Origin of the sequence: Photobacterium sanguinicancri (assembly GCF_002265265.1) — a bacterium.
In the GTDB taxonomy this organism is placed as follows: Bacteria; Pseudomonadota; Gammaproteobacteria; order Enterobacterales; family Vibrionaceae; genus Photobacterium; species Photobacterium sanguinicancri.
Window position 1 is genome coordinate 1 of sequence record NZ_NOIF01000046.1, and the last position, 21073, is coordinate 21073.

The following is a 21073-nucleotide window of genomic DNA, read 5'->3' on the forward strand; positions in this document are numbered from 1 at the left end:
GAAATGAACTTATCTTAAATGATTTTATGTATATGTTATTTTTGAACTCTTTGAGACCTTTCTTATATCTGATACCCTGCAAACTTATCATTTCTCACCTATATTTTTAATACATTATAAAAAATGCACATTGAAATAGAAGGTGACTTCGATGGTGGCTCAATGTCAAAATAAATCTTTTAATGGTCGCTTAGTTGCAATTGGATGTAACTATGAACCTTGGATTGCGCTTTTAGAACAATCAGGCTGGAAAACACACTGTTGTTACGACCTACGCACGGCTGACTCAATCTTGGATGAGTACAGCCCATGTATTTGTATTGTTGATTTAAGCAATAATGATTTTAGCTTGAATAGCATTGCTTTGAGGGCAAATAAAACCAAGCATGTAAAATGGATCGCTGTTATTAAAAAAGAGCAGCTGCAAACTGACGCTATATGCCAATTTATTAATAACTTTTGCGTCGACTATTTTTCAGTGCCAATTCCGAGTAACCACTTACTTGAAACAGTAGGGCATCAACTTGGGATGCTGGAGATAGAGGCCAGCTCTTGGGTGGAAATTACATCGCAACATGATATGGGTTTATTTGGGGAATCTAAATCTATTAAACAGTTAAGAGATATGGTACGCAGAGTTGCTTCAACTGATGTAAATGTCTTTTTAACAGGTGAAAATGGAACGGGTAAAGAGCTGATTGCTAAATCTATTCATGATCTATCTAAACGTAAAAATGCTTCTTTTGTAACCGTTAACTGCGGTTCTTTATCAAAGGATGATGAGAAAGTGGCATTTTTAAGAAGCTCAACATCCGAGCTACAAGATGATGGTGAGCTGAGGGCGACTGGTACCATTTTGCTTGATAACGTTGAAGAGTTATCGAAAGAACTTCAAGACGAGCTGTTGAACTACCTACAAGCACCCGCGAACGATACCCTTGAGGATGATTCCCACTGCGATATTCGCATTGTTGCTTCATCAAGTTCTGATCTTGAAAATGCGGTGTTAAATGGTGAGTTTAGTAAAGAGTTGTTTTATCGACTTAATGTATTCCATATAAAAGTACCAACGTTGCGTGAGCGTGGTTCGGATATTTTTATGTTGGCAGAAAAGTTCTTAGCCAAGTTTGCAACAGAATATAGCACCATGGCATCAACTTTTTCAGAAGACTCGAAACAGCTGCTGTTACGTTATAGCTGGCCGGGCAATGTGCGTGAGCTGATAAATCAAGTGAAACGAGCAGCATTACTGGCAGAAGGTAATGAAGTAAGAGCAGAGCACTTTGATTTACCGAGTAAAGCAAACCTAAAGCAGAGTTTACGCAATATTAAAGACGAAGCTGAAAAAGATGTTTTGGTGGCAGTGCTGGAAACGCACCGTGGTCAAGTGGCATCAGCGGCGAAGGATTTAGGCGTATCGCGTGCAACTATGTATCGCTTGCTCAACAAACACAACATCGTTCCAGATGTAAGGCACTACAATAGCAGTTTTATGCGTGAGTAAATTTGCTGTTAATTAGTTGAATAAGTAAAAATCCAGCCTAGTGGCTGGATTTTTTCGATGCTAGGTGCTATTTGTTACGGCGAAGCCAGCCGAATAGACCTAAGGCAACTAGGCTCAATAGTGGTACTGAACCGCCACCGCCACCGCTAGAGTCTGAATCCGGCTGTTTAGGTTGCTTCGGTGGTACATCTTTCACCACCTTGAAAGGGTCATACTTATAGTTAGCCATAGGAATCGCATCTAAATCTAGGCCGGTTTTTCCTTCAATCCACTGGCGGTAGTAAGACACTTGAGTATATAAGCCATCCCCATCTGTTAGTCCATCATTTTTGGCACTACATAATGGACCATTACTTGTTGCACCAACCAAGCGTAAACCTTTATCTGCATCATTTACATTAGCCGGGTTTTGCCAAATCAGAGGGCCGCCTGAATCACCACGACATACATCTTTTTTCACAGAAGCACGGTTTGAATCAGCACAGACAAAGTAATCACCTTTATACGGAGAGCTATCACATTGGCTATCTGGAATACCAGCAAGTTTTACAACTTGAAGAGTATCTGATGTTTTGTTTTGCGTACCGAGGTGTCCCCAACCAGAAGCAATAAGTGTTGCCTGAGAATCCTGACCTTTGACGTAAGTATTGCCAAATTGTTGGTCAGCTTGTGTTTGTTCTGCTGTTGCAAGGTTAGGTTGATTAAAGCTGGCAATTTTAATGGCTTTACCACCACGTGCGTATAGCGATTCATTTACACGAATTAATGCAATGTCGTTATCAAATCGTGTTGCTTGAATTTCGGGGTTGTAACCTTGGTGAGTGATGACTTCTTCAATCAATGTACCCTTATTTTTGTCAAGGTAGCCACCGAAAAGATGCGGGTTAGTGGTGCCTGCAAAGATATAATCACCTTTTTGCAGCATAATAACTTTATTACCAGCATCCATTTTAAATGTGCAGTGTGCTGCTGTGACAATCCAATGCTCTGAGATGATTGAACCGCCACACATGGTGCCGGTTGTTTGGCCAAATACCATAACTTGCCACGGTAGTAGATCATGAGCGGCTGCTTCGCCATTCATTACTCGCGGTTGTACTGATGATAATGACGAGTCTGGATCAATGTTTACTGCTGTTTCTTGGCCAGCAAAAGTAGCTGTGGAGCCTAGCAAACATAGTGTTGCGATAATGGTTTTTGTCTTTTTCATTTGTCACCTTAATGTACGGTGTTTTTATACTATGGGTGCAATATACAGGCATTTTTGTGCTGTAGATATGGGGCGTTAAGTAAATGTGACGATTATCACCAATAGTAATGATTACCAATTAGAATATAAGTTGCTTGCGGCTGTTAACTGATCGAAAACAAATTAGCGATGACTAGCTATCGAATCTGGTTGTGTTGCTCGTTACTATAGGGAAGTATTTCTTATTATGAAGTTAGGTTTGAAGTTATGGCATTTAGAAATGTAATTGGGTTTGGTGTAGCAGGTAACTTTGCTGGGCATTTAGAGCAAGCAGGTGAAGCGAAGGATTTTTTGGCTGTTGAAGTACAAGAAGCTATTCAACCTAAAGCTATTTTCCCCTTTTATGTACCTTCAGCGAAGGCGGGTTTTCTTGCCGTGTATCCTTTGTCGTCAGATACGATAGTGCCACCGAATGATGCGGATAATTTACAAATTGAACCTGAAGTCGTTCTTTTGTGTGATATTGAATATAACGGAACACAAGTTACTGGTTTGAAGCCAGTAAAGTTTGCTGCATATAACGACTGCTCTATTCGTAAGCCTAACGCCAAGAAGATCAGTGAAAAGAAAAACTGGGGAGCGGACACCAAAGGTATCGCTACTGAGTTATTTGATCTTGACTATTTAACCGAGGGCGGTGTGCTAGATGATTACCGTATTGCGAGTTTTCATCAGCGTGATGGTATTACTGCCCGCTATGGAGAAGATAGCCCTGTAATTGGTTACAGCTATTTCCATCAACGCCTGCTTGATTGGATTGTTGACCGCATGAATAATCAGCAAGATGTTGGTCCTACCGAAAATATTGCACAATTATTAGCGCATGCAGAATACCCAACACAAGCATTGATCAGTATTGGTGCTACTCGTTATACCGAATATGGTGAAACACACTTCTTGCAGTCGGGTGATACCAGTATTGTCGTGGTATATGATGGTAAAAAATATCAAGAAGACGAGATTGCAGATATGGCGAAAGATAATAACTTTGCCAGCGAAGGTATATCAGCACTCGTTCAGAACGTAGCGTAGTTTTTGGTGTAAAGCGAAGCTCTGTCTAATGAGGTCAGTTACCTATTGTTAATAGACAGAGCTTTGATTTATGAATAGGACCACAAGAAGTGTACGGGGCTGGGAGACAATCAATAACGGTAAAAGACTTTAAAGGCACCATACGCATTAACGTCGAGAGTATCTTCTTTATAGTTTTTCGTTTTAGCGGCCATACTTAAACTGAACCCCCAATTAGAACGGTATAAAACAGCCCCTGCAACAGCCGTCGCTTGCCAATGCTGTAAGCTTACATCGTACACCTCTGCTGGTTTATCACCTTCAATCGTAATGTCGTTAAAGCGGTAACGCCCTTCGATACCGGCATACAAGAAATAGCCAGAACGGCTAGCAGACAGTAAGCTAATATCTGTAATTTGATTGGGTGTGAATCCTGCTGAACCAAAAGTCTCGGAAAGTTGGTTTCCCCAGCGCAATATACTGCCAATCGCCGCTTCACTGCGATAGTTACCAGCATCGATCCGACCAATAGCACTCCATTCCCAAGATTTATCATTTATTGATGGGTTACGGCTAAGTAAGCGATGGCCTTCATAGTTTAGATTAGCAATGATTTGATTCTCTATTTGATACTCCCAGCCTTGCGGTTCTGTCGATGGCGTTAAATAGTGAACCAGCACTTGCGCGTTTTCAGCCAACGAATTTGGCCCTACGGTTCCGAAACGAAAGGTTAACTTGTCAGCTTTACTTTCTGTGTATTGAAAGACTCCTATGTCGAAGAATAGCAAGCCAGCATAGGGGCGTTCATTGGGTTGAGGCTCTTCATAAGTGATATCGCTTGGCGTCCACATTTGTTGGCCAAGATTAAGGCGCCAACCTTGCCATGCATTGCTATCGAGAGGCAACCAACTTGCGATAGTTGAGATAGGTAGTGGGGCATCACCTGATAATTGTCGTGTGACCGCCGAGCTATAGCTAAGGAATATACCGTTGGTGTAGTTTTGATCAGTTTGAACAATACCGTCATTTTCTATAGAGAACGAAATACTGCTATATGTATTTGTTTTGGGCGCACTTACGGCTTCTACGCCAAGTGTTATTGGACTCGTGAGGATTGTGGTAGCTAAAGTTAGGCATTTGAATCCATTTAGGACTCTATTGTTTATTCTCATCAACAGCCTTATTGATACTTAACATATATCCGTATAATGCAATTTATACGATATGCTATCTTAAAACACGGACACCGTAGCCAAATTTATAATTAACATTCAGCCTAATAACGTGAAAAGATAAAAGGACATATTTTGGATATACCTTCGTCAGTTGTTACCGCCACTTGGCTTACCCAGCATATAAGCTACCCCTCAATCATTACACTTGATGCTAGTTGGTTTATGCCGGGGTCAGATCGTAATCCGAAGCTGGAATGGGCAAGTAAACGTATTCCAGGATCAAGATTTTTTGATTTCGATAATGTGATAAAAGAACAAGATTCATTGCTACCTCATATGTTGCCAACAGCAGAGTATTTTTCTCAACAGGTTGCAAAGCTTGGGATCTGTAATGATAGCGTCTTGATTGTTTATGATAGCCACGGAATATTCTCAGCACCTCGGGTTTGGTGGATGTTTAAAGCAATGGGTCACAAAAATGTTGCTGTATTAGATGGTGGGTTATCAGCATGGGAAAAGGCTGGTGGCGCAATAGAAACAGAGCAACCAATCATTGATATCCCATCATCAAAGTATACCGCTACTTTTCATCCAGAATGGGTTGCTAGTGCGCAAGATGTGGTGAATCATCTCGACAACGAAGCCGTAACCATTGTCGATGCAAGGCCCTTGGAACGATTTACAGGTAAACAAGCCGAGCCTCGTCAAGGTGTACGCAGTGGGCATATGCCACGAGCAAAAAACCTTCCATTTCCCAAGTTAGTGTTTGACGGAAAATTAGCCTCTATTGAGCGATTAAATCGCCATTTCGATAAAATAGGAAAACAAGAGCAACAGTATATTTTTACATGTGGTTCTGGGATCACTGCGTGTATTTTAGCGCTCGGCGCTGAGCAAACAGGGCGAAATCATATTGCAGTTTATGATGGGTCTTGGACGGAATGGGGGAGTGATGAACAATTTCCTGTCGTTAAAGGAGATTGAGGTTATTTGGATCTTCAAAGTGCTCTATTTCTTCATGAAAAGTGAGTATAAATCTAATATGATGCGCTGCGTGTTTGCTACACGAGCGCACCGTATTTGGCTTATTAAGCCAACCCGCCACTAAAGCATGTTTATACTATTGAATTTGTGAGGCAAGGTAGCCCCCGTCATCAATAATAGATTGACCTTCTGGTGACACGATGTAATCAACAAAGGCTTTGGCATTTTTGTCTTTTTTCAGTTCATTTTCTTTATAAAGCATGAGGAAAGGGCGCGAAATTTCATATTCACCAGATTCTAGGTTATCGATAGTTGGCGATACGCCTTCAAAAGACAGTGCTTTGATTGATTGATCAATCGAACCAAGCGATACGTAACCAATAGCATTTGGATTGCCAGAAACTAAACTTTTCACCATGCCATTTGTATTTACAACAATAGCTTGTGGGTTAATGTCGGAGACACGGATACCTTTTATGTCTTTGGTTAATCCGATGAAATCTTCAAAAGAGAAGCGTGAGCCTGAAGCATTCTCACGGCTAACAACCGCTATTTTTCGTTCAGGGCCACCAACTTGTTGCCAATTGGTGATTTCGCCGTGGTAAATCTGAGAAACTTGTTCTTTCGTCAGGTTTTTGACTGGGTTGTTTTTATTTACGACCAGAGCAATACCATCATGGGCGAAAGTCACGCTTTTAAGTTTTGAGCTGATTTCGTCATCCGTTAAGTAGCGAGAGCTCATTCCTAGCTCTGCAACATCTTGTTTAACCGCAGTGATACCCGCAGACGATCCAATCCCTTGTACGGCAATCTGGCTGTTCTTATTTTCTGCTGAGTATGTTTCAGCTAACACTTCAACAATATGACTTGCTGATGTAGAACCTGACACAGTAAGTGTTTCTGCTTGTGCGTTGAATGCCAAACCAGCACACAGTGCTAGCAGAGTGGTAGCCCGTGGGAACATAGACTTTCTCCATATTGAATTAATTTGCGACATCTTATTACGAAGATATGACATTTATGTGAAGACGAAAGTTAATATGGTCTCGATTTTTACTTATTCTTTAAGCGGTAAGACTTGAATAGAGCGTGCGCTAGGTGTGAATAGTATGCAGGCGTGGCCAAAAGGGTGGAGATAGGTGCGCTGGTGATCGTTAGCATTAAAGGCTGAGTCGTCATGCTTGGTTTAAAATATACAAATGTGTGATTTTACTTCATAGAGTATTGATAGTAATTGAGAGGTTTGTTCATATCTATGGAGTTGTTGAGCGAATATTGAGTTACCCCGCACTTTATTATGCTCATTGTTGCAATTGAGCGCCAACACGCTATATATGAAACTGCTAGCACTTGTTGTTAGTGTTGTATCATTCTCAAAGGGAACTTATCAGCGATAGTGAATCCCTGAAGGGAATGGATGTTGTGATGATGATTTAGTTTTGTGGATGACAGGGTGTTGTAGCTCTGTGTGCATTGCTGAGAATATAGGCAGGGGAAACGATGAAGAGTATCGAATTTACTGAATTATTGTCGAAAATTGATGCATTAGATGATGATCAATTAAAGACGTTGTATCTACAATCGAAGCAGGCATATTGCCAACAACGAGTGTTAGAAGTAAGCGAAATTATTACCCAAGAAGAGCTTGAACTGTTATTGCGACGATAACTCGCTTTTGTCTGTAGTTAGGTTTACTTTGTTATAGCAATAACGTGATGCCATTTTATTCACACCAAATGCTGTGCTATTGCTGGATTTTTACTGGATTTTGTCTTGTACATCTCTTTATCTGCATGTGCCAATATACTATCGGGATCAGAGAGGTTGCCTGCATGATAGGGAACAATACCTATACTCAAATCAATATCGAAGCTCTGTCGCATCATTTTAGTTGACTGGTATAAATGCTCAACCCATTGATGAGTCGCTTCATTATTGTCAGTTGGTAGTAATACGACAAATTCATCCCCGCCAATACGATATATATTACTACCCTCAGGGCTGGTGGAGCTAAGCATAGCGGCAACTTCAATGAGCAACTCATCCCCACGTTTATGACCAAAGCGATCATTCACTTTTTTGAAATTATCAATATCAATATAGGCTAAGACGCCACGTTGAAGCTGAATAGCAATAGCATCGAAACGACGAAATAAAGCGCGGCGGTTTTCTAGTTGTGTTAAATCATCTTGAAATGCATGCTTGCTGAGTTCTTCTTCTAAGCGATGGGATTTTTTAATTTGAGCGTTTAAGTTTGCAATTAAGTTCTGTCGTTGCTGTAGCATTTTAATAAAGCAAAGGCACATCAGAAAAACACCGATATGCATGAAAACATCATCAGAGTTCTCTATTAGCCAATGGTCATTCAATTCGGGCACTTCATCTAGCAAGTCAGCAATGACACCAATAGCATAAGTGCCTAAAGCCAGCATGAGCCAGCCTTTCATTTCACGGCCAAAATCTTCTCTTAATAGTATAATAATTAGTACTAACGTCATTATCGACGTCATGACTTCAAGCATACCACTGGAAGGGACAAAAGCAGAGATCAGTACGCCGATACAAACGACGACAGTTAAACGTGTCGGGAGTTGAGAGACTTTGTTCATATGCATCTGCTTACTTTATAAAACTCACGCTATCTTCGCAAACTTAATAAAGTGGAACAAGCCTGCAAATTAATAATACTGATAAACGCTATACGAGTCTTTTTTGACACGAATATATTGCATGTTTTTGTGTTAAATCTGACACCTAAGTGTTTTATATCTTGAGGATTTATTAGTGAGCACGTTTTTGTTGAAACGCAAATGTAGGGAACAATACCGATTGTGATTTAACTCTCATAACTGAAAACATAGATTCCAAGCTACATTGTGTACGTCGTGTTTGGTATATAGGTATGTAACAAAATATTTCAATTTACAACTCTGTAACATTTGGTGGTTTATGTCTATTCTTGAAATGACTAGGAATTGTTGTGCATTACAGCAGGCAGTATAGGCACAAGGACATAACAATAGAGGTCGGACAATATGTTAACTATGGCTAAATCAACACCACCTAATGGTGCGTTGGTATCGGAGCGTATTCAAAAGCTCATCAAAGCGCTATCCAATGGGGTCTATGAAAGAGAAGAAACCATTAAGTTATGCTTGCTTGCTGCATTGGCTGGAGAAAGTGCCTTCTTATTAGGTCCGCCAGGTATCGCAAAAAGCCTTATTGCCAAGCGTTTAATTCAAGCATTCGATAACAGCCGTTTTTTTGATTACCTGATGACCCGTTTTTCCACACCTGAAGAGGTGTTTGGCCCCCTTTCAATTCAGGAATTAAAAGACAACGGTAAGTATGTACGTCTTGTAGATGGATACTTGCCAACCGCTGAAGTGGTTTTTTTGGATGAAATCTGGAAAGCAGGTCCTGCGATATTAAATACGCTACTAACGGTAGTGAATGAACGTACCTTTAAAAATGGTCAGGATATTTTGCCTGTTCCTATGCGCTTGCTGATCACTGCATCCAATGAACTACCAGATGAAGACAGTGGGTTAGAGGCACTTTACGATCGCATGTTAGTACGTGTGTTCGTTAATCGCATTCAAGAAAAGCAAAACTTCAAAGCCATGCTGATGGGCGAGACGACGCTTCAGGAAGTCGATCCGAGCCTAACGATTAAAGACGAAGAATATCAGCAGTGGCAAACACATTTAGAAAATGTCGTGCTGGATGAAACTATCTTTGAAAAGATCTATCAGCTAAAAAGCATGATTGAAGAGAAAGTTGAATCGGGTGAAGGCAGTGCTCACGACAGTGAGTTGTATATTTCAGACCGCCGCTGGAAAAAGTCTGTACGTCTGTTAAAAGCGAGTGCGTTCTTTAATGGTCGTGGCGCAATTAGCCCACTTGATCTGTTATTACTGCAAGATTGCTTATGGCATAGCCCTGAATCTCGCCATGTCGTGCGTAATATCATTCGTGATTTTGCGACTCAAAAAGCGTTTAACCAAGAAACCTCACAAGCTGATGCCAATGAAGCACAAGCCATTCTAGATTCCGTTAATCAAGAAATTGCGGATGCACTGAGCATGTCATTTTCTCGTGAAACGATGATGCGTAAAGAGTGGTTTAAATACGACTTCTCTGGCGCTAAGCGTTACACCGTGAATCATAATCCACGTATGATCAAATTGGTGATGCTGCAACAAAATCCATCTGTGTCTGAACAAGAAAAAGGGGATGGTCGTTGGGTATATGTTGATGGCGATGAGTTTGAAAAGAAAATCAAAGCTGGCCAATGTGACATCTATGGTTTCGTAAATAAGAACACCAATCTTTGTCGATTACAGTTTGAAGTTGATGCGAATTTACGTTTAGTGATCAAAGATATCGCTAATCGTGCGGTGTTAGTGGGCATTGCTGGTTCCCGTGGGATTAGTGCGACTCAAAAATCCAGTTGGCAGAAAGAGCTGGATCGTGCCTCTGAAAAAGTGGTTGATGCAGAACATAATATCAAAAAATCACGCAGCTCTTTCCATGGTGCCTTGCCGCATAACTTTGTGGAGTCGGAACTGCCTGAATTGATTGAACATAGTATTGCAACCGCGTCAGATTCAGTGACCGAATTGAAACATTTAGTTGAGAAAGGTGCATTTCGAATTGCTCATCTTTCAGACTACTTCGCATAAATCAGCATTTATACTTGATGCATGTAACGAGGAGCCTGACTTATGCCAGTATCTGAAAGTATTAACCTTGCAATGATGATGGCAGAATCCGGAATGGTTGATTCTGCTATTCATGAGCTTCTCATGCGTCCACAATTGATCATGGCGGCAGAAGCGAACCCTGGTATTAAAATGGCCATGAAAAACCAGATCATCAAATGGCGTGGTCAGGTTCAACAGCGTATTACTAAAGTCAGTATTGAAGACCGTTTCAAGCAAGAAATAACCCTTTATGAGCAGGCTATTAAGTGGAATGAAGAGTACTTTATTGCCGAAGCTGATGGCATAGTGAAGCAGCTCGAAGGGCACTCTACGTTTTATTTCAAGGCAAAGTCACTCGTAACGAAAGAACATGCGAAACATAATCCCATGTTTCAAACTTACTTTTGTAGCCAATGGCATCAGCATTTGATTGATACGCTGAAGCAAGCTCAGTTAGAAGAATTGGAGCAGCACAAAGAGCAATTATTGTCAGATCTATACCAACGCATTGAAACCATGCAACAAATGGAGCAGGTAACGGATGCTGGTGATGAAACAAAAGCTGGTCGCTTATGGGATATGGCAAAAGCCAAGCTAACGCGCACTGATGTTGAATCGATGAAATCTGTGGCGCGCTTTCTTAAGCGTAACGACGGTTTAAAAGAGATTGCTGAAAAGCTGGGTCGTATGGCCAACGAAGTCGACGATCCAAATAAAGAAAGAGTACGATCAGAAGATTTACGTCTGGTTGAAGAGTGTAGCGATAATGTGTCTGACGACATTGTCGGTGTGCATGAAAGTGATGATTTATCGAAGCTACTGCCTAACGAAACTATGTTTTTGGCTTACCCTGAATTAGAAGTGGTGTTTTACAAGCATTTGGTTGATAAACGCTTAATGAATTATCGTGTTCAGGGCACGCAGCGTAAGCTTCGTAAAGTGAAAGCGTACAAACGTCAGAGCAAGCAAGTCGAGCAAGATAAAGGCCCGTTCATTGTGTGTATTGATGCCTCTGGCTCTATGTCTGGCTTTCCAGAGCAATGTGCCAAAGCATTAGCTTACGGTTTGACACAAATTGCATTGGCAGAAGATCGTGATTGTTTTGTGATCATGTTTTCAACCCAACAAATCACTTACGAACTCACTAAACAAGATGGGTTAACCGAAGTTCTAAATTTCTTATCATATTCATTCCACGGTGGGACAGATTTGTCGCCAGTATTAGATCAGTCTATTGATTTGATGTGTGGCGAGAAATACAAAAATGCAGACTTAGTGGTGCTGTCTGATTTCATTGCGCCGTCTCAACCAGAAGAAATGCTACGTCGGATTGATAAATTGAAAGCGAGTCGAAATCGTTTTCACGCCGTAACATTGTCTAAATATGGTAACCCTGCATTGATGGATATATTTGATCATTGTTGGTCGTACCATCCATCAAAGTTCAGTCGTTTAATGAAGTGGCGTTAAACTGGGTTTTGACTAAGTTATTAACTAAAAAGATCGGCTTGTTAGTCGATTTTTATTTTCGGAAGATCTTATCTTTCTGCAAAGTATTTACTCAGTGCTTGTTTCCATTCTGGGCTTTTTCGTACTTTAAGCAGCGCACGATTTAGCGCTTCTTCATAAGGGCTGTTATCGCCAATCGCGAAACCATAGTTTTGCTTCTCAAACTGGTAAGGTAAAACAGACAGGTCTGTATAGTTACCCTCTTCTTTGAATTTCTTGATGAGATATTTCAATACCGCATTATCAGCAACGATAGCATCGACTTCACGACTGTCTAATGCAGTGAGCATTTCGTCTGTTGATTCATAAGTCCTATGGACAATACTGTGATTGGTCAAATATATCGACGAGGTTGAAGCCAGTTTAGCCCCAACTTTTAGATTAGATAAATCATTTGGACCTTTAATGTCGTTGCTTAATAATCCTAGCGTAAAAGTACTGGCCAATATTGCGGTAATACTGGCAATAAAAAGTGTCGTGGTGATGGCAAGTAATACGGTAATGAAGCGGCCAGTTAATGTCTTGAACTCGTAATAGTTAAAGGGCCCTTTAGTTATGAAGAGTAACCCTAATAAGAACCCTTCTAATAAGCGAGCTGCACGTGATGGCATTGAATACAGTTTGTCATTTACCTTATGTTCTAACATGTAATAAATTCCGCCCACAAAAGCCGCAGCAGCGAACACAACGCCTAATATAAATAACAGTTTTTTATTGGTGATGATGTTGAGCAGGGTCGTAAAGTGCCCCTGTTCTTTTACGGCTATCGCGAGTGATGTTTCATAGAATGAGTGCGTGAAATCGAGGATGAGCTCTCGCTCTTCGGTGATTGAGATGCAGGATACCGCAATATCGACATTGCCAGTGCTTACATCATCGAGAAGCTCTTTTAATTCATGGCTTGATATTTCAAAGTTCACATCAAGACTTTCTGCCATTTTTTGCCACAGAAATATACTTAGCCCACTATAGTTGCCATTTTCATCTGTAATCACGAACGGAGGACAGTCGTAGCTACCTACTTTAACAGTCTGCGTATTGGCATATGCTGAGGTAATGATAGAGCCCATTAAAAGTGGAAATATTGCTAATGCGATGAGATATGTGGCCAAACGTGGATATGCACCGTTCATTGTCACCTCCGTTGAATGTCGTAAGTATAAAAGTGATTAGGAACAATGATTGGTGTAACAGTGAGACGATAACGACGAATGTTAATACCGAGATTTAGGCGCTAGTCTATCCTTACTATTAATATGGTTAATATAAGCCGCGTAAATACAATACGAATAAAAAGGGTGATACAACGGCTCCACCGGTGAACAGAGATTCTCCCTTCGTGTTTGTTCCTGTGGCTGACTAGGAGCATAAGATGAAACGGTTGTTGCTATGTTTTTGGATCGTTTTACTTTGTTTTTCTCATTCGGCTCGTGCCGATGATGTGTGGGTGATTGAAATTAAAGGTGGGATTGGACCTGCAATTAGTGATTACGTTTCTCGAGAAATAACACTTGCTCAAGAGCAGCAAGCGAAATTTATTGTGTTGAAAATGGATACCCCTGGTGGGCTCGACACATCCATGCGTCAAATCATAAAAGCTATTACTACTTCGGCAATTCCTATTGCGACGTGGGTGGGCCCCGCGGGCTCTCGCGCTGCTAGTGCGGGTACATACATACTATTTGCTAGTCATATCGCATCAATGGCACCGGGTACTAATTTAGGTGCTGCCACCCCTGTGTCGCTTGGTGGACCACAACGTGATAAAGATGGTGAAACGAATAATCCGTTTGCACCTAAAAAAGAAACGCAATCGCCAGAACAACCTCCTGATAATCCCCCTGAATCATCTCCAGACCAACAAACAGCTGCCGAACAGCCTATATCAAACAAGGAAAATGATAGCGAAAAAATAGCGGCAAAAACGGCGATGGAGAAGAAAGTGATGAATGATGCCGCTGCGTATATTCAAAGCTTGGCTAAATTGCATGGCCGTAATGAGCTGTGGGCAGAAAAGGCGGTCAGAGAGGCGGCTAGCTTAGATGCTGAGAGCGCACTAGCGCAGAACGTCATTGATTTTATTGCGCCTAATATTGATCAATTAATCACTCAAGCGAATGGACGAATTGTTGCTGTGAACGGTGTAGATGTCGAATTGGCACTATCCAATGTCGCTTATGTCGAACGCCAGCAAGATTGGCGATTTAAACTGCTGACTGTAATTACTAACCCGAATGTCGCTTATATTTTGATGCTTATTGGCATCTACGGTTTATTACTCGAATTTTATAACCCCGGTGTTGGTTTACCTGGTGTACTTGGGGGAATATGCCTAATTTTAGCCATGTATTCACTTCAATTACTACCAGTGAGCTATGCAGGATTAGGGCTGCTATTACTGGGTATCGCACTGATGATTGCAGAAACCTTTAGCCCCAGCTTCGGCATTTTAGGGTTAGGCGGGATTGTCGCTTTTGTGTTGGGTTCTGTCATGTTGATGGACACGGAAACACCCGGGTATCAGATAGCGGTTCCTTTGATTGTGGGCTTAACTGTGGTGTCTGCTTTATTCTTTTTCGTCATTATTGCACTTCTACTTAAAGTGCGACGCCGACCTGTCACTACGGGTGTTCAGCTTCTTCAAGGGCAAATTGCAACCGTTGTTAGTGGTTTCCCTGGTGAGGGAAAGGTGATGGTTGATGGTGAAATTTGGCAAGCCCGTTCTGGGTGTCATTATCAGCGGGGAGATCATGTGATAGTGACGAGTATTTCAGGGTTATGGCTTGATGTAGAAAGCACTAAGAAGGAATAAGATCATGTTTACCTATTCGTTAGCGACCATCATTGTGCTGGTAGTGGCTTTGATTGCCAGTATGTTCAAAGTGTTGCGAGAATATGAACGGGCAGTGGTGTTTTTATTGGGGCGATTTTATGAAGTTAAAGGCCCTGGTTTGATCATTATTGTGCCAGTGATTCAACAAATAGTGAGGGTTGATTTACGGACAATCGTGCTTGATGTACCGACGCAAGATTTGATCACACGAGATAACGTCTCAGTCAAAGTAAATGCCGTGGTTTATTACCGAGTGGTCGATCCCAAAATGGCAATTAACAATGTGGAAAATTACCAAGAGGCAACCAGCCAATTGTCACAAACTACGTTGCGGTCGGTATTGGGTCAGCATGAACTTGATGAATTGTTATCTGCACGAGATGAGTTGAACAATGACTTGCAAGGGATCCTCGATCAGCATACTGATAACTGGGGAATTAAAATCGCGAATGTTGAAATTAAACATGTGGATTTAGATGACAGCATGGTAAGGGCATTAGCCCGTCAAGCGGAAGCTGAGCGTTCTCGTCGTGCGAAAGTCATTCACGCGACAGGTGAGCTAGAAGCATCGGCTAAGCTGAGTGAAGCGGCGAACGTATTAAATCAATCGCCCAATGCATTACAACTTCGTTATATGCAAACTTTAACGGAAATCGCCAATGATCGTACCTCGACCATTATTTTCCCAATGCCAATAGATCTGGTGGATAAATTCTCGTCTAAGGTGGACATTAGCGCCCAGCTTAAAGGCAATCAATCAGCTCAGCCTTTAGATAACACTGACTCGAAAGGAGGGAAGGGTATCTAGTGTGTCTGAGATAGTACAGCCATAGCTATGGTTTTGTGTAGGTGCGAATATCGAAACTGAATGTAATTAGCGCCGATGATAAATCGTCATAGCGCTAATTACGATATTGTGTATTCCTTCGTTTTTACGAACGCTGCAGCATAAATGTTTGGTATTCTAAATCGTTGAATTGCTTATCTAGCATGACCAGTCCAATAATGGTGGTAAGTAGCATAGTGACAGCAAAGCCATAACCATAAAATACAGGTCCCAGTTCTATACTGACATGGGCGAAGATGTAGTTACCTACCGCCATGAAAACCGTTAAGGCTAATGCTGAATAGCGTTTGTCGAGGTAATACATTACGTTAAGTATCGACATTACAAGCACTTGCAAACTCACGCCCACTAAATCGACGTACAATAAATGTAGATAAGATAAGTCGATATTTAACGCAACTAATATATCTTCAGCCCACAACAATAGGAGGGCGAGGGTCATGCCTTGTACTTTGAATATCTCATATATGCTTTGGCGACACGCCAATACCATACGATCTTTCAATAGGTAGATTGATTGTAGCGTTGCCCCTTCCCGCACTGAGTCATAAAACTTTAAGCAGGCATCGGCAAAATCGGTTTCCATTCGCAGCATAAATACAGCCATACCCGGAACAATTGCCAGGTAAGCGATGAAGATGGGTAAATCGTAAATATATGAAGCACGGAATAAATCAATAACTTGGTGAGAGGTTTCATCTCTAAACCAAAATACAAACTTATCTAACCACACGCCTAGGTTGTAGAAAAAACCACATAAAATAAGAGAGAAAAACGTTTTTTTTCGGTCGAGAAATTCAAAAGAAACCAGCTGCTCAGCAGGGTAGTCACGAATAACGTGATACAAGAAAGAAAACGTCAGCAAGGCTTGGCAAGAGGTAAAAATCAACATTAAACCGAGTAAACCATTAGACGTATAGATAAAGCTCAGGGAAACCATTAACCCGTAGCTGATCATCATAGTAATAAAGATGCGATAGTATTCTTTCATCCCACTTAGGAAGATTAAAATTAGCCACTGGTTACAGAGTAAAACTAAAGATGTGAAAATGGTGACTTTAACTGCGGGATCAATATGATCAGAAAATGCCATTATCCCACCACCAATGAAGCCTGCCAGTATACTGGTAACCAGCATGGAGCCTAACAGGTTTGGAACAATCCTATGCTCTTGTCTTGCAAAAATCAGGTCGGATATAAACCGCGTGAGCAGTAGCTGAAATAAGCCACTGATGATCAAGGATCCCGCCATTAAATAGGTAACGAGTACCAAAAATTGCACAATGACGTAGGTCGGAAATATCCAACCAACGCTCAGAATACCGATAGCTAGCAAGGCCAAAATTGATAACACCCAAGGACCTGAGCTGATTAAGCCAGCTAAGCCATACGCCTCAAACATTGATAGTATGGTGTTCTTTTTAAGAATCTTCCTTAATTCAAATCCGATTCCTGCCATCAATGGCCTCCTGATAGAGATTTCGGTACGCGTCGTACATCATTTTTTCATCGTAATAGCGCACAACGCGCGCCTTCCCTATATCACCCGTTTTACGCCATTTTTCGGCATCGCCTAACACATTAATAATGGCGTTAGCCCCATCGATTGGGCTCGCGATAGGAATGATTTCACCGCAAGAACCCAGCGCGGCATCGTCCCCGGCTGCGCCATCAATAATTTCGCGACATGCTCCTACTTCTGTTGCGATACACGGTATACCTGCCGCCATGGCTTCAAGTAATACTAGTGGCTGTGCTTCACTGATAGATGTCAGCATCATTACGCCTAGTTGTGGCATCATTTCAGCGACATTCTGGCTCCCAAGCATTTTGACATTATGCTCAAGACCAAGGCTTTCGATTAGCAACTGGCATTCATGAACATAATCTTCGTCCTCTTCGGTCGGGCCAATAATCCAGCCTTCTATATTTGGCAGTGTTTCAACGGCGCCACGAATGGTACGAATAAACGTTTTAATGTCTTTTATTGGCACAACACGGCCGACTAGGCCAACCACTATAGGTGGTGTATCTGGTCGTAATTTATATGCTTCACCAAACCGAGTGGTATCAATACCGTTAACGATCACTTTGGTGCGAATGTCGGGTGCGCCATCTTTATGTTGGCGTTGTCGGTTTCCTTCAAACAAGGAGACAATTTTATTGGCTTGGTGATAGGCGGTTAGGCCAAGTTGTTCAAAAAAACGGATCCAAGTTTTTCGGGTTAAATCCATGTCTTTGTGCATACTGATATCGATCAGTTTATGGCGATCTTTAATCCATGTTGCTTGGGCTAAATCGATCTTACGTTCTTTGGTATAGATGCCATGTTCGGTCAGTAAGTAGGGGTCCCCAGTGCGTTTCTGACATAGCGCTCCAAGAAAGCCTGCGTACCCTGTTGAAACGCTATGAAACACTTTGGCATCTGGTAAATTCTGTGCGATTTGAGACAAGACAAACAGCGGTTGATAAATATTTCGATATGTCCAAAAGTAATCTACAAAAGACTGATGTTCTGCCGATTCAAGATAGCGATCGGTTAATACTTCCCATGAGGCTTCGGAGTATAAAAAATCGCTGAGAGTTAGTTGGTCGTGTTTCCCTAAAAAGTCAGAGACATCCTTAAGTAAATCTTCAGGAATGGGTGCATCATTTTTTTCAAAGAAAGATAAAAACTTCCCCCAAGCATTGAATAGTTTACTGTTCCCTTTACGCGGTGTTGGTTTTAAGTTTCCGTTATTAGCCAGTAAGTAATGGACTTCAAATCCGACGACGTTGTCAGGGAATTCATAGGCTGGTTTATCGTAAAAATCAGGGTGTCCGCCTAAAAAGATAAGATGAAAATTAAATTCCGGCAGACCGCTGATAATTTGGTGAACCCAGCTGGATACACCGCCCCGCACGTAGGGGTAGGTGCCTTCAAGAAGTAGGCATATATCTATGTCTTTGCTCATGCCCAATATTCCTTGATTTGGCTTAATTTCTCCCCTTTTTGTTCAGGGAAGTAACCAATGTAATATTTTGTGGTTTCATAATCACCAGTCTCGTATGCTGCTTCTGCAAGATAGGGCGCAACTTGTTTTATTCTTAGTCCGCCGTCCATCGCTTGCGTTAGGTATTTAATGGCTTCATCAGGACGTTGTTGCTCAAGCATGACACGGCCTAGAAGTAAAAAGGTGGATGCATTAGCTGAAAGGTGATTAGCAAGGGTAAGATAGTGTTCTGCTTGCTCTAAGTAGTGCTTACGGAGTGCACCTTCGGCGATACCTAAATAGCATAACTCCCAATACTGTTGGGCTATTTCATACGCTTTACTGGCTTGTTCACGATATTGAAACTGGCTCTTGAATAAAGAAATGGCTTCGTTTATTTGAGATTCGATGGTTTCTAACGATGCATAAGCCAATAAACGAACGTCATCAGAAAGGTCTTTCAATGCTAGTTGCAGCAAAGGAACGGCTTGTGGTTTTGGTAAGTGGCGAATCGCACTTACTGCTAATAAGCGGCGTTCAGGATCATCATTGTGTAGCAATATTTCGCGTAGTGCTCCTGCGCCAAATTGGGTGTTAGACACATCCCCTGGGCTTTGTGGAAGAGGGGCTTCTTCACATTCTTGCCATGTAATGAGGCTTTGCCTTCTTGGAATATACAGAGCAACCAAGAGTGAACATGCCGTGCCGATCATGCCAACTAACGGTAAAAGAAAGTTAAATAAAAACAAAAAGCTCACTGAGCTAACAATCGGTGTTTTGTATTTTTTTGGCAATAAAATCCAGCACAATAAGGTGTAACTTGCACATGCAATGGTGTGGCTTGAAATAAAGCCAACCCACTGCAGCTGTGTCATTTCTTTATCGAGCAGGATGTAAAAGCCGATCGATTCAAACGCGAGGGTCTGAAGGAATAGCCAAGCTTTCATCATAAGCTCCTAGTTCATCCATGAAGGCCATGATCTCAGTATTATCGGCATCTAAAGACAGAGGCCCGATAATATCGATATCTTCAATGTCATCCTTGACGGTATTTTTAAGTAATTCAGTAACACGAGTTATATATTGCTGGGCATCATAGGTGGTTGTGAGTGGCAGCAATACGACGAGAACCGGTTTGTTGTTGAGCGAATGACACGTCCAGTATATATCTGCGCCACGGCGGAAGTTGACCACGCTATTTAATACATTTTCGTGCTTTCCTGAACTGTCTACGAAGGCAACAACATTACTATCGGCACCATAATGGCGTTTATTGTATTTCGCGCGCGTCATGTACTTCATGAATAGATCGTGCTGATTCGCTTTAAGCACTGGCGTGAGTAGGTCGTCACTGAGCAAGTCAGCTGCATAGTTAGCAACAAGTGACAATAGCGCGACATTGGCTGGTGTTAGCATGAAGAATTTAGCATTTTCAGCCAATGCAACGGCTTGCAAGTTACCCATAGTATCGAGTAGAGGGATACATAGTTGATAACGAGATTTATGGACTTCATTTTCACTCAGTGTTGCAGGGGAGAGCAGTTTTTTTGATTCCATCATATCTTGCAGCATGGGATCTTTAAGTACGAGCTGGTGGTGATCGCCAATAAGCGCATGAGGTTGTTTATTAATGTTGTTATTCGTAACTTTGTATAGCCCTGCGACTTGTAAACCGCCGATCTCTGCAAGCAGGTTTAATAACGGATGCCCAATGTTTTCAATACGCTTGTCTGCATGGGTTGACGCTATTTTTTGCAAGGTGTTAATACTTGCGCGCAAACTAATGGTTTGGCCTGCTGTACGTTGTTCCAACTGATCGTGAGATACTTTTAATAAGTGATAGTTTTTAGTAAAGCTATCAAGTTTCTGGCTCATGTACTGATGGTCAAGGATATGGCGTTGATTAATGTTGTGCCAGTAATCACGAAACTCACCTGCAATCATCGCTGTCAAGATTGTGCCCACCGCTAAAGAAAAGGGATAGAAGTCAAGAACCCCCATAATTCGCATTGCAGTTGCAAGCCCTGCTGTTGTGATCAGTGCACAGATAAAACCTTTTGCGAAGCCATAACGTAAAGCGATGAGTAAGGGACCAAAAATCGGCCAGAAGAAGTTGTGATCTGTTGATGTAGGGGCTAATGAATCTGACTTCATCCAAATAAAGATAGCCAATAATGCAATAACGGCAGTTTCCAGCCATGCAAAGCCATCTTCTTTAAAGCCAATGATGAATCGCTTCCAAAGTGTATTCATAAGCCTACTCGCAGAGTCAGTTTTGTTCTA

At 41.7% G+C, this 21073-nt stretch carries 17 protein-coding genes; 8 read left to right on the plus strand and 9 right to left on the minus strand.

Features of this window, described 5'->3' with window-relative positions:
• Positions 1 to 151 precede the first annotated feature (151 nt).
• Positions 152 to 1504, plus strand: coding sequence for a sigma-54-dependent transcriptional regulator (locus ASV53_RS09420; protein ID WP_062687671.1), 1353 nt, complete (start codon positions 152 to 154; stop codon positions 1502 to 1504).
• Between the two features lie 67 nt (positions 1505 to 1571).
• On the opposite strand, the gene ASV53_RS09425 is transcribed toward ASV53_RS09420, so the two are convergent.
• Entirely contained in the window at positions 1572 to 2714 is a 1143-nt protein-coding gene (locus ASV53_RS09425) for a S1 family peptidase (RefSeq protein WP_094956909.1), read from the minus strand.
• A 246-nt stretch (positions 2715 to 2960) separates the two neighbouring features.
• Between ASV53_RS09425 and ASV53_RS09430 the strand changes: the two genes are divergently transcribed.
• Positions 2961 to 3785, plus strand: a complete 825-nt coding sequence (locus ASV53_RS09430; protein WP_094956910.1) for a DUF5718 family protein — start codon at positions 2961 to 2963, stop codon at positions 3783 to 3785.
• 110 nt (positions 3786 to 3895) lie between these two features.
• On the opposite strand, the gene ASV53_RS09435 is transcribed toward ASV53_RS09430, so the two are convergent.
• The gene (locus ASV53_RS09435) at positions 3896 to 4936 is read right to left on the minus strand and encodes a lipid A deacylase LpxR family protein (RefSeq protein WP_094956911.1); all 1041 of its coding nucleotides are present in this window, start codon (positions 4934 to 4936) and stop codon (positions 3896 to 3898) included.
• 135 nt (positions 4937 to 5071) lie between these two features.
• Here ASV53_RS09435 and ASV53_RS09440 point away from each other — a divergent pair, with 135 nt between their 5' ends.
• Positions 5072 to 5923: a sulfurtransferase gene (locus tag ASV53_RS09440; RefSeq protein ID WP_338091405.1), complete on the plus strand. Its 852-nt coding sequence runs from the start codon at positions 5072 to 5074 to the stop codon at positions 5921 to 5923.
• 136 nt (positions 5924 to 6059) lie between these two features.
• Here ASV53_RS09440 and ASV53_RS09445 read toward each other — a convergent pair whose 3' ends face one another.
• A complete protein-coding gene (locus ASV53_RS09445; protein WP_094956913.1) occupies positions 6060 to 6887 on the minus strand; it encodes a phosphate ABC transporter substrate-binding protein in 828 nt (275 codons plus the stop codon).
• A 536-nt stretch (positions 6888 to 7423) separates the two neighbouring features.
• Here ASV53_RS09445 and ASV53_RS25435 point away from each other — a divergent pair.
• Positions 7424 to 7591, plus strand: coding sequence for a hypothetical protein (locus ASV53_RS25435; protein WP_157072505.1), 168 nt, complete (start codon positions 7424 to 7426; stop codon positions 7589 to 7591).
• Positions 7592 to 7650: 59 nt separating this feature from the next.
• Here the strand turns inward: ASV53_RS25435 and ASV53_RS09450 are convergent, their stop codons facing one another.
• Positions 7651 to 8532: a GGDEF domain-containing protein gene (locus ASV53_RS09450; RefSeq protein ID WP_094956924.1), complete on the minus strand. Its 882-nt coding sequence runs from the start codon at positions 8530 to 8532 to the stop codon at positions 7651 to 7653.
• Positions 8533 to 8958: 426 nt separating this feature from the next.
• Between ASV53_RS09450 and ASV53_RS09455 the strand changes: the two genes are divergently transcribed.
• Together ASV53_RS09455 and viaA are read left to right on the plus strand one after the other, a co-directional pair.
• The gene (locus ASV53_RS09455) at positions 8959 to 10608 is read left to right on the plus strand and encodes an ATPase RavA domain-containing protein (RefSeq protein ID WP_094956914.1); all 1650 of its coding nucleotides are present in this window, start codon (positions 8959 to 8961) and stop codon (positions 10606 to 10608) included.
• A 42-nt stretch (positions 10609 to 10650) separates the two neighbouring features.
• Entirely contained in the window at positions 10651 to 12099 is a 1449-nt protein-coding gene (gene viaA / locus ASV53_RS09460; protein ID WP_094956915.1) for an ATPase RavA stimulator ViaA, read from the plus strand.
• A 68-nt stretch (positions 12100 to 12167) separates the two neighbouring features.
• On the opposite strand, the gene ASV53_RS09465 is transcribed toward viaA, so the two are convergent.
• On the minus strand, positions 12168 to 13271 hold the full coding sequence (locus ASV53_RS09465; RefSeq protein WP_094956916.1) for a substrate-binding periplasmic protein: 1104 nt from the start codon (positions 13269 to 13271) through the stop codon (positions 12168 to 12170).
• 239 nt (positions 13272 to 13510) lie between these two features.
• Here ASV53_RS09465 and ASV53_RS09470 point away from each other — a divergent pair, with 239 nt between their 5' ends.
• Together ASV53_RS09470 and ASV53_RS09475 are read left to right on the plus strand one after the other, a co-directional pair.
• Positions 13511 to 14950, plus strand: a complete 1440-nt coding sequence (locus ASV53_RS09470; RefSeq protein WP_094956917.1) for an NfeD family protein — start codon at positions 13511 to 13513, stop codon at positions 14948 to 14950.
• 4 nt (positions 14951 to 14954) lie between these two features.
• On the plus strand, positions 14955 to 15779 hold the full coding sequence (locus ASV53_RS09475; protein ID WP_094956918.1) for a slipin family protein: 825 nt from the start codon (positions 14955 to 14957) through the stop codon (positions 15777 to 15779).
• Between the two features lie 124 nt (positions 15780 to 15903).
• Here ASV53_RS09475 and pelG read toward each other — a convergent pair whose 3' ends face one another.
• The 4 genes from pelG to ASV53_RS09495 are packed head-to-tail and all read right to left on the minus strand — an operon-like array spanning position 15904 to position 21043.
• On the minus strand, positions 15904 to 17277 hold the full coding sequence (gene pelG, locus ASV53_RS09480; protein WP_062687792.1) for an exopolysaccharide Pel transporter PelG: 1374 nt from the start codon (positions 17275 to 17277) through the stop codon (positions 15904 to 15906).
• Positions 17258 to 18772, minus strand: coding sequence for a GT4 family glycosyltransferase PelF (gene pelF / locus ASV53_RS09485; protein ID WP_094956919.1), 1515 nt, complete (start codon positions 18770 to 18772; stop codon positions 17258 to 17260). The genes pelG and pelF overlap by 20 nt, the downstream gene beginning before the upstream one ends.
• The gene (locus ASV53_RS09490; protein ID WP_141226238.1) at positions 18769 to 19740 is read right to left on the minus strand and encodes a tetratricopeptide repeat protein; all 972 of its coding nucleotides are present in this window, start codon (positions 19738 to 19740) and stop codon (positions 18769 to 18771) included. The genes pelF and ASV53_RS09490 overlap by 4 nt, the downstream gene beginning before the upstream one ends.
• Positions 19700 to 21043 carry a PelD GGDEF domain-containing protein gene (locus tag ASV53_RS09495; RefSeq protein WP_062687681.1) on the minus strand — a complete coding sequence of 448 codons (1344 nt, stop codon included), beginning with the start codon at positions 21041 to 21043 and terminating at the stop codon, positions 19700 to 19702. Before ASV53_RS09495 ends, ASV53_RS09490 begins: the two co-directional genes overlap by 41 nt.
• Positions 21044 to 21073: the final 30 nt, after the last annotated feature.

Excerpts from the sequence above, each read along its gene's own strand:
- ASV53_RS09420 (WP_062687671.1), top strand. The coding sequence starts at position 152 with ATGGTGGCTCAATGTCAAAATAAATCTTTTAATGGTCGCTTAGTTGCA.
- ASV53_RS09425 (WP_094956909.1), bottom strand. The coding sequence starts at position 2,714 with ATGAAAAAGACAAAAACCATTATCGCAACACTATGTTTGCTAGGCTCC.
- ASV53_RS09430 (WP_094956910.1), top strand. The coding sequence starts at position 2,961 with ATGGCATTTAGAAATGTAATTGGGTTTGGTGTAGCAGGTAACTTTGCT.
- ASV53_RS09435 (WP_094956911.1), bottom strand. The coding sequence starts at position 4,936 with ATGAGAATAAACAATAGAGTCCTAAATGGATTCAAATGCCTAACTTTA.
- ASV53_RS09445 (WP_094956913.1), bottom strand. The coding sequence starts at position 6,887 with ATGTTCCCACGGGCTACCACTCTGCTAGCACTGTGTGCTGGTTTGGCA.
- ASV53_RS25435 (WP_157072505.1), top strand. The coding sequence starts at position 7,424 with ATGAAGAGTATCGAATTTACTGAATTATTGTCGAAAATTGATGCATTA.
- ASV53_RS09450 (WP_094956924.1), bottom strand. The coding sequence starts at position 8,532 with ATGAACAAAGTCTCTCAACTCCCGACACGTTTAACTGTCGTCGTTTGT.
- ASV53_RS09455 (WP_094956914.1), top strand. The coding sequence starts at position 8,959 with ATGTTAACTATGGCTAAATCAACACCACCTAATGGTGCGTTGGTATCG.
- viaA (WP_094956915.1), top strand. The coding sequence starts at position 10,651 with ATGCCAGTATCTGAAAGTATTAACCTTGCAATGATGATGGCAGAATCC.
- ASV53_RS09465 (WP_094956916.1), bottom strand. The coding sequence starts at position 13,271 with ATGAACGGTGCATATCCACGTTTGGCCACATATCTCATCGCATTAGCA.
- ASV53_RS09470 (WP_094956917.1), top strand. The coding sequence starts at position 13,511 with ATGAAACGGTTGTTGCTATGTTTTTGGATCGTTTTACTTTGTTTTTCT.
- ASV53_RS09475 (WP_094956918.1), top strand. The coding sequence starts at position 14,955 with ATGTTTACCTATTCGTTAGCGACCATCATTGTGCTGGTAGTGGCTTTG.
- pelG (WP_062687792.1), bottom strand. The coding sequence starts at position 17,277 with ATGGCAGGAATCGGATTTGAATTAAGGAAGATTCTTAAAAAGAACACC.
- pelF (WP_094956919.1), bottom strand. The coding sequence starts at position 18,772 with ATGAGCAAAGACATAGATATATGCCTACTTCTTGAAGGCACCTACCCC.
- ASV53_RS09490 (WP_141226238.1), bottom strand. The coding sequence starts at position 19,740 with ATGATGAAAGCTTGGCTATTCCTTCAGACCCTCGCGTTTGAATCGATC.
- ASV53_RS09495 (WP_062687681.1), bottom strand. The coding sequence starts at position 21,043 with ATGAATACACTTTGGAAGCGATTCATCATTGGCTTTAAAGAAGATGGC.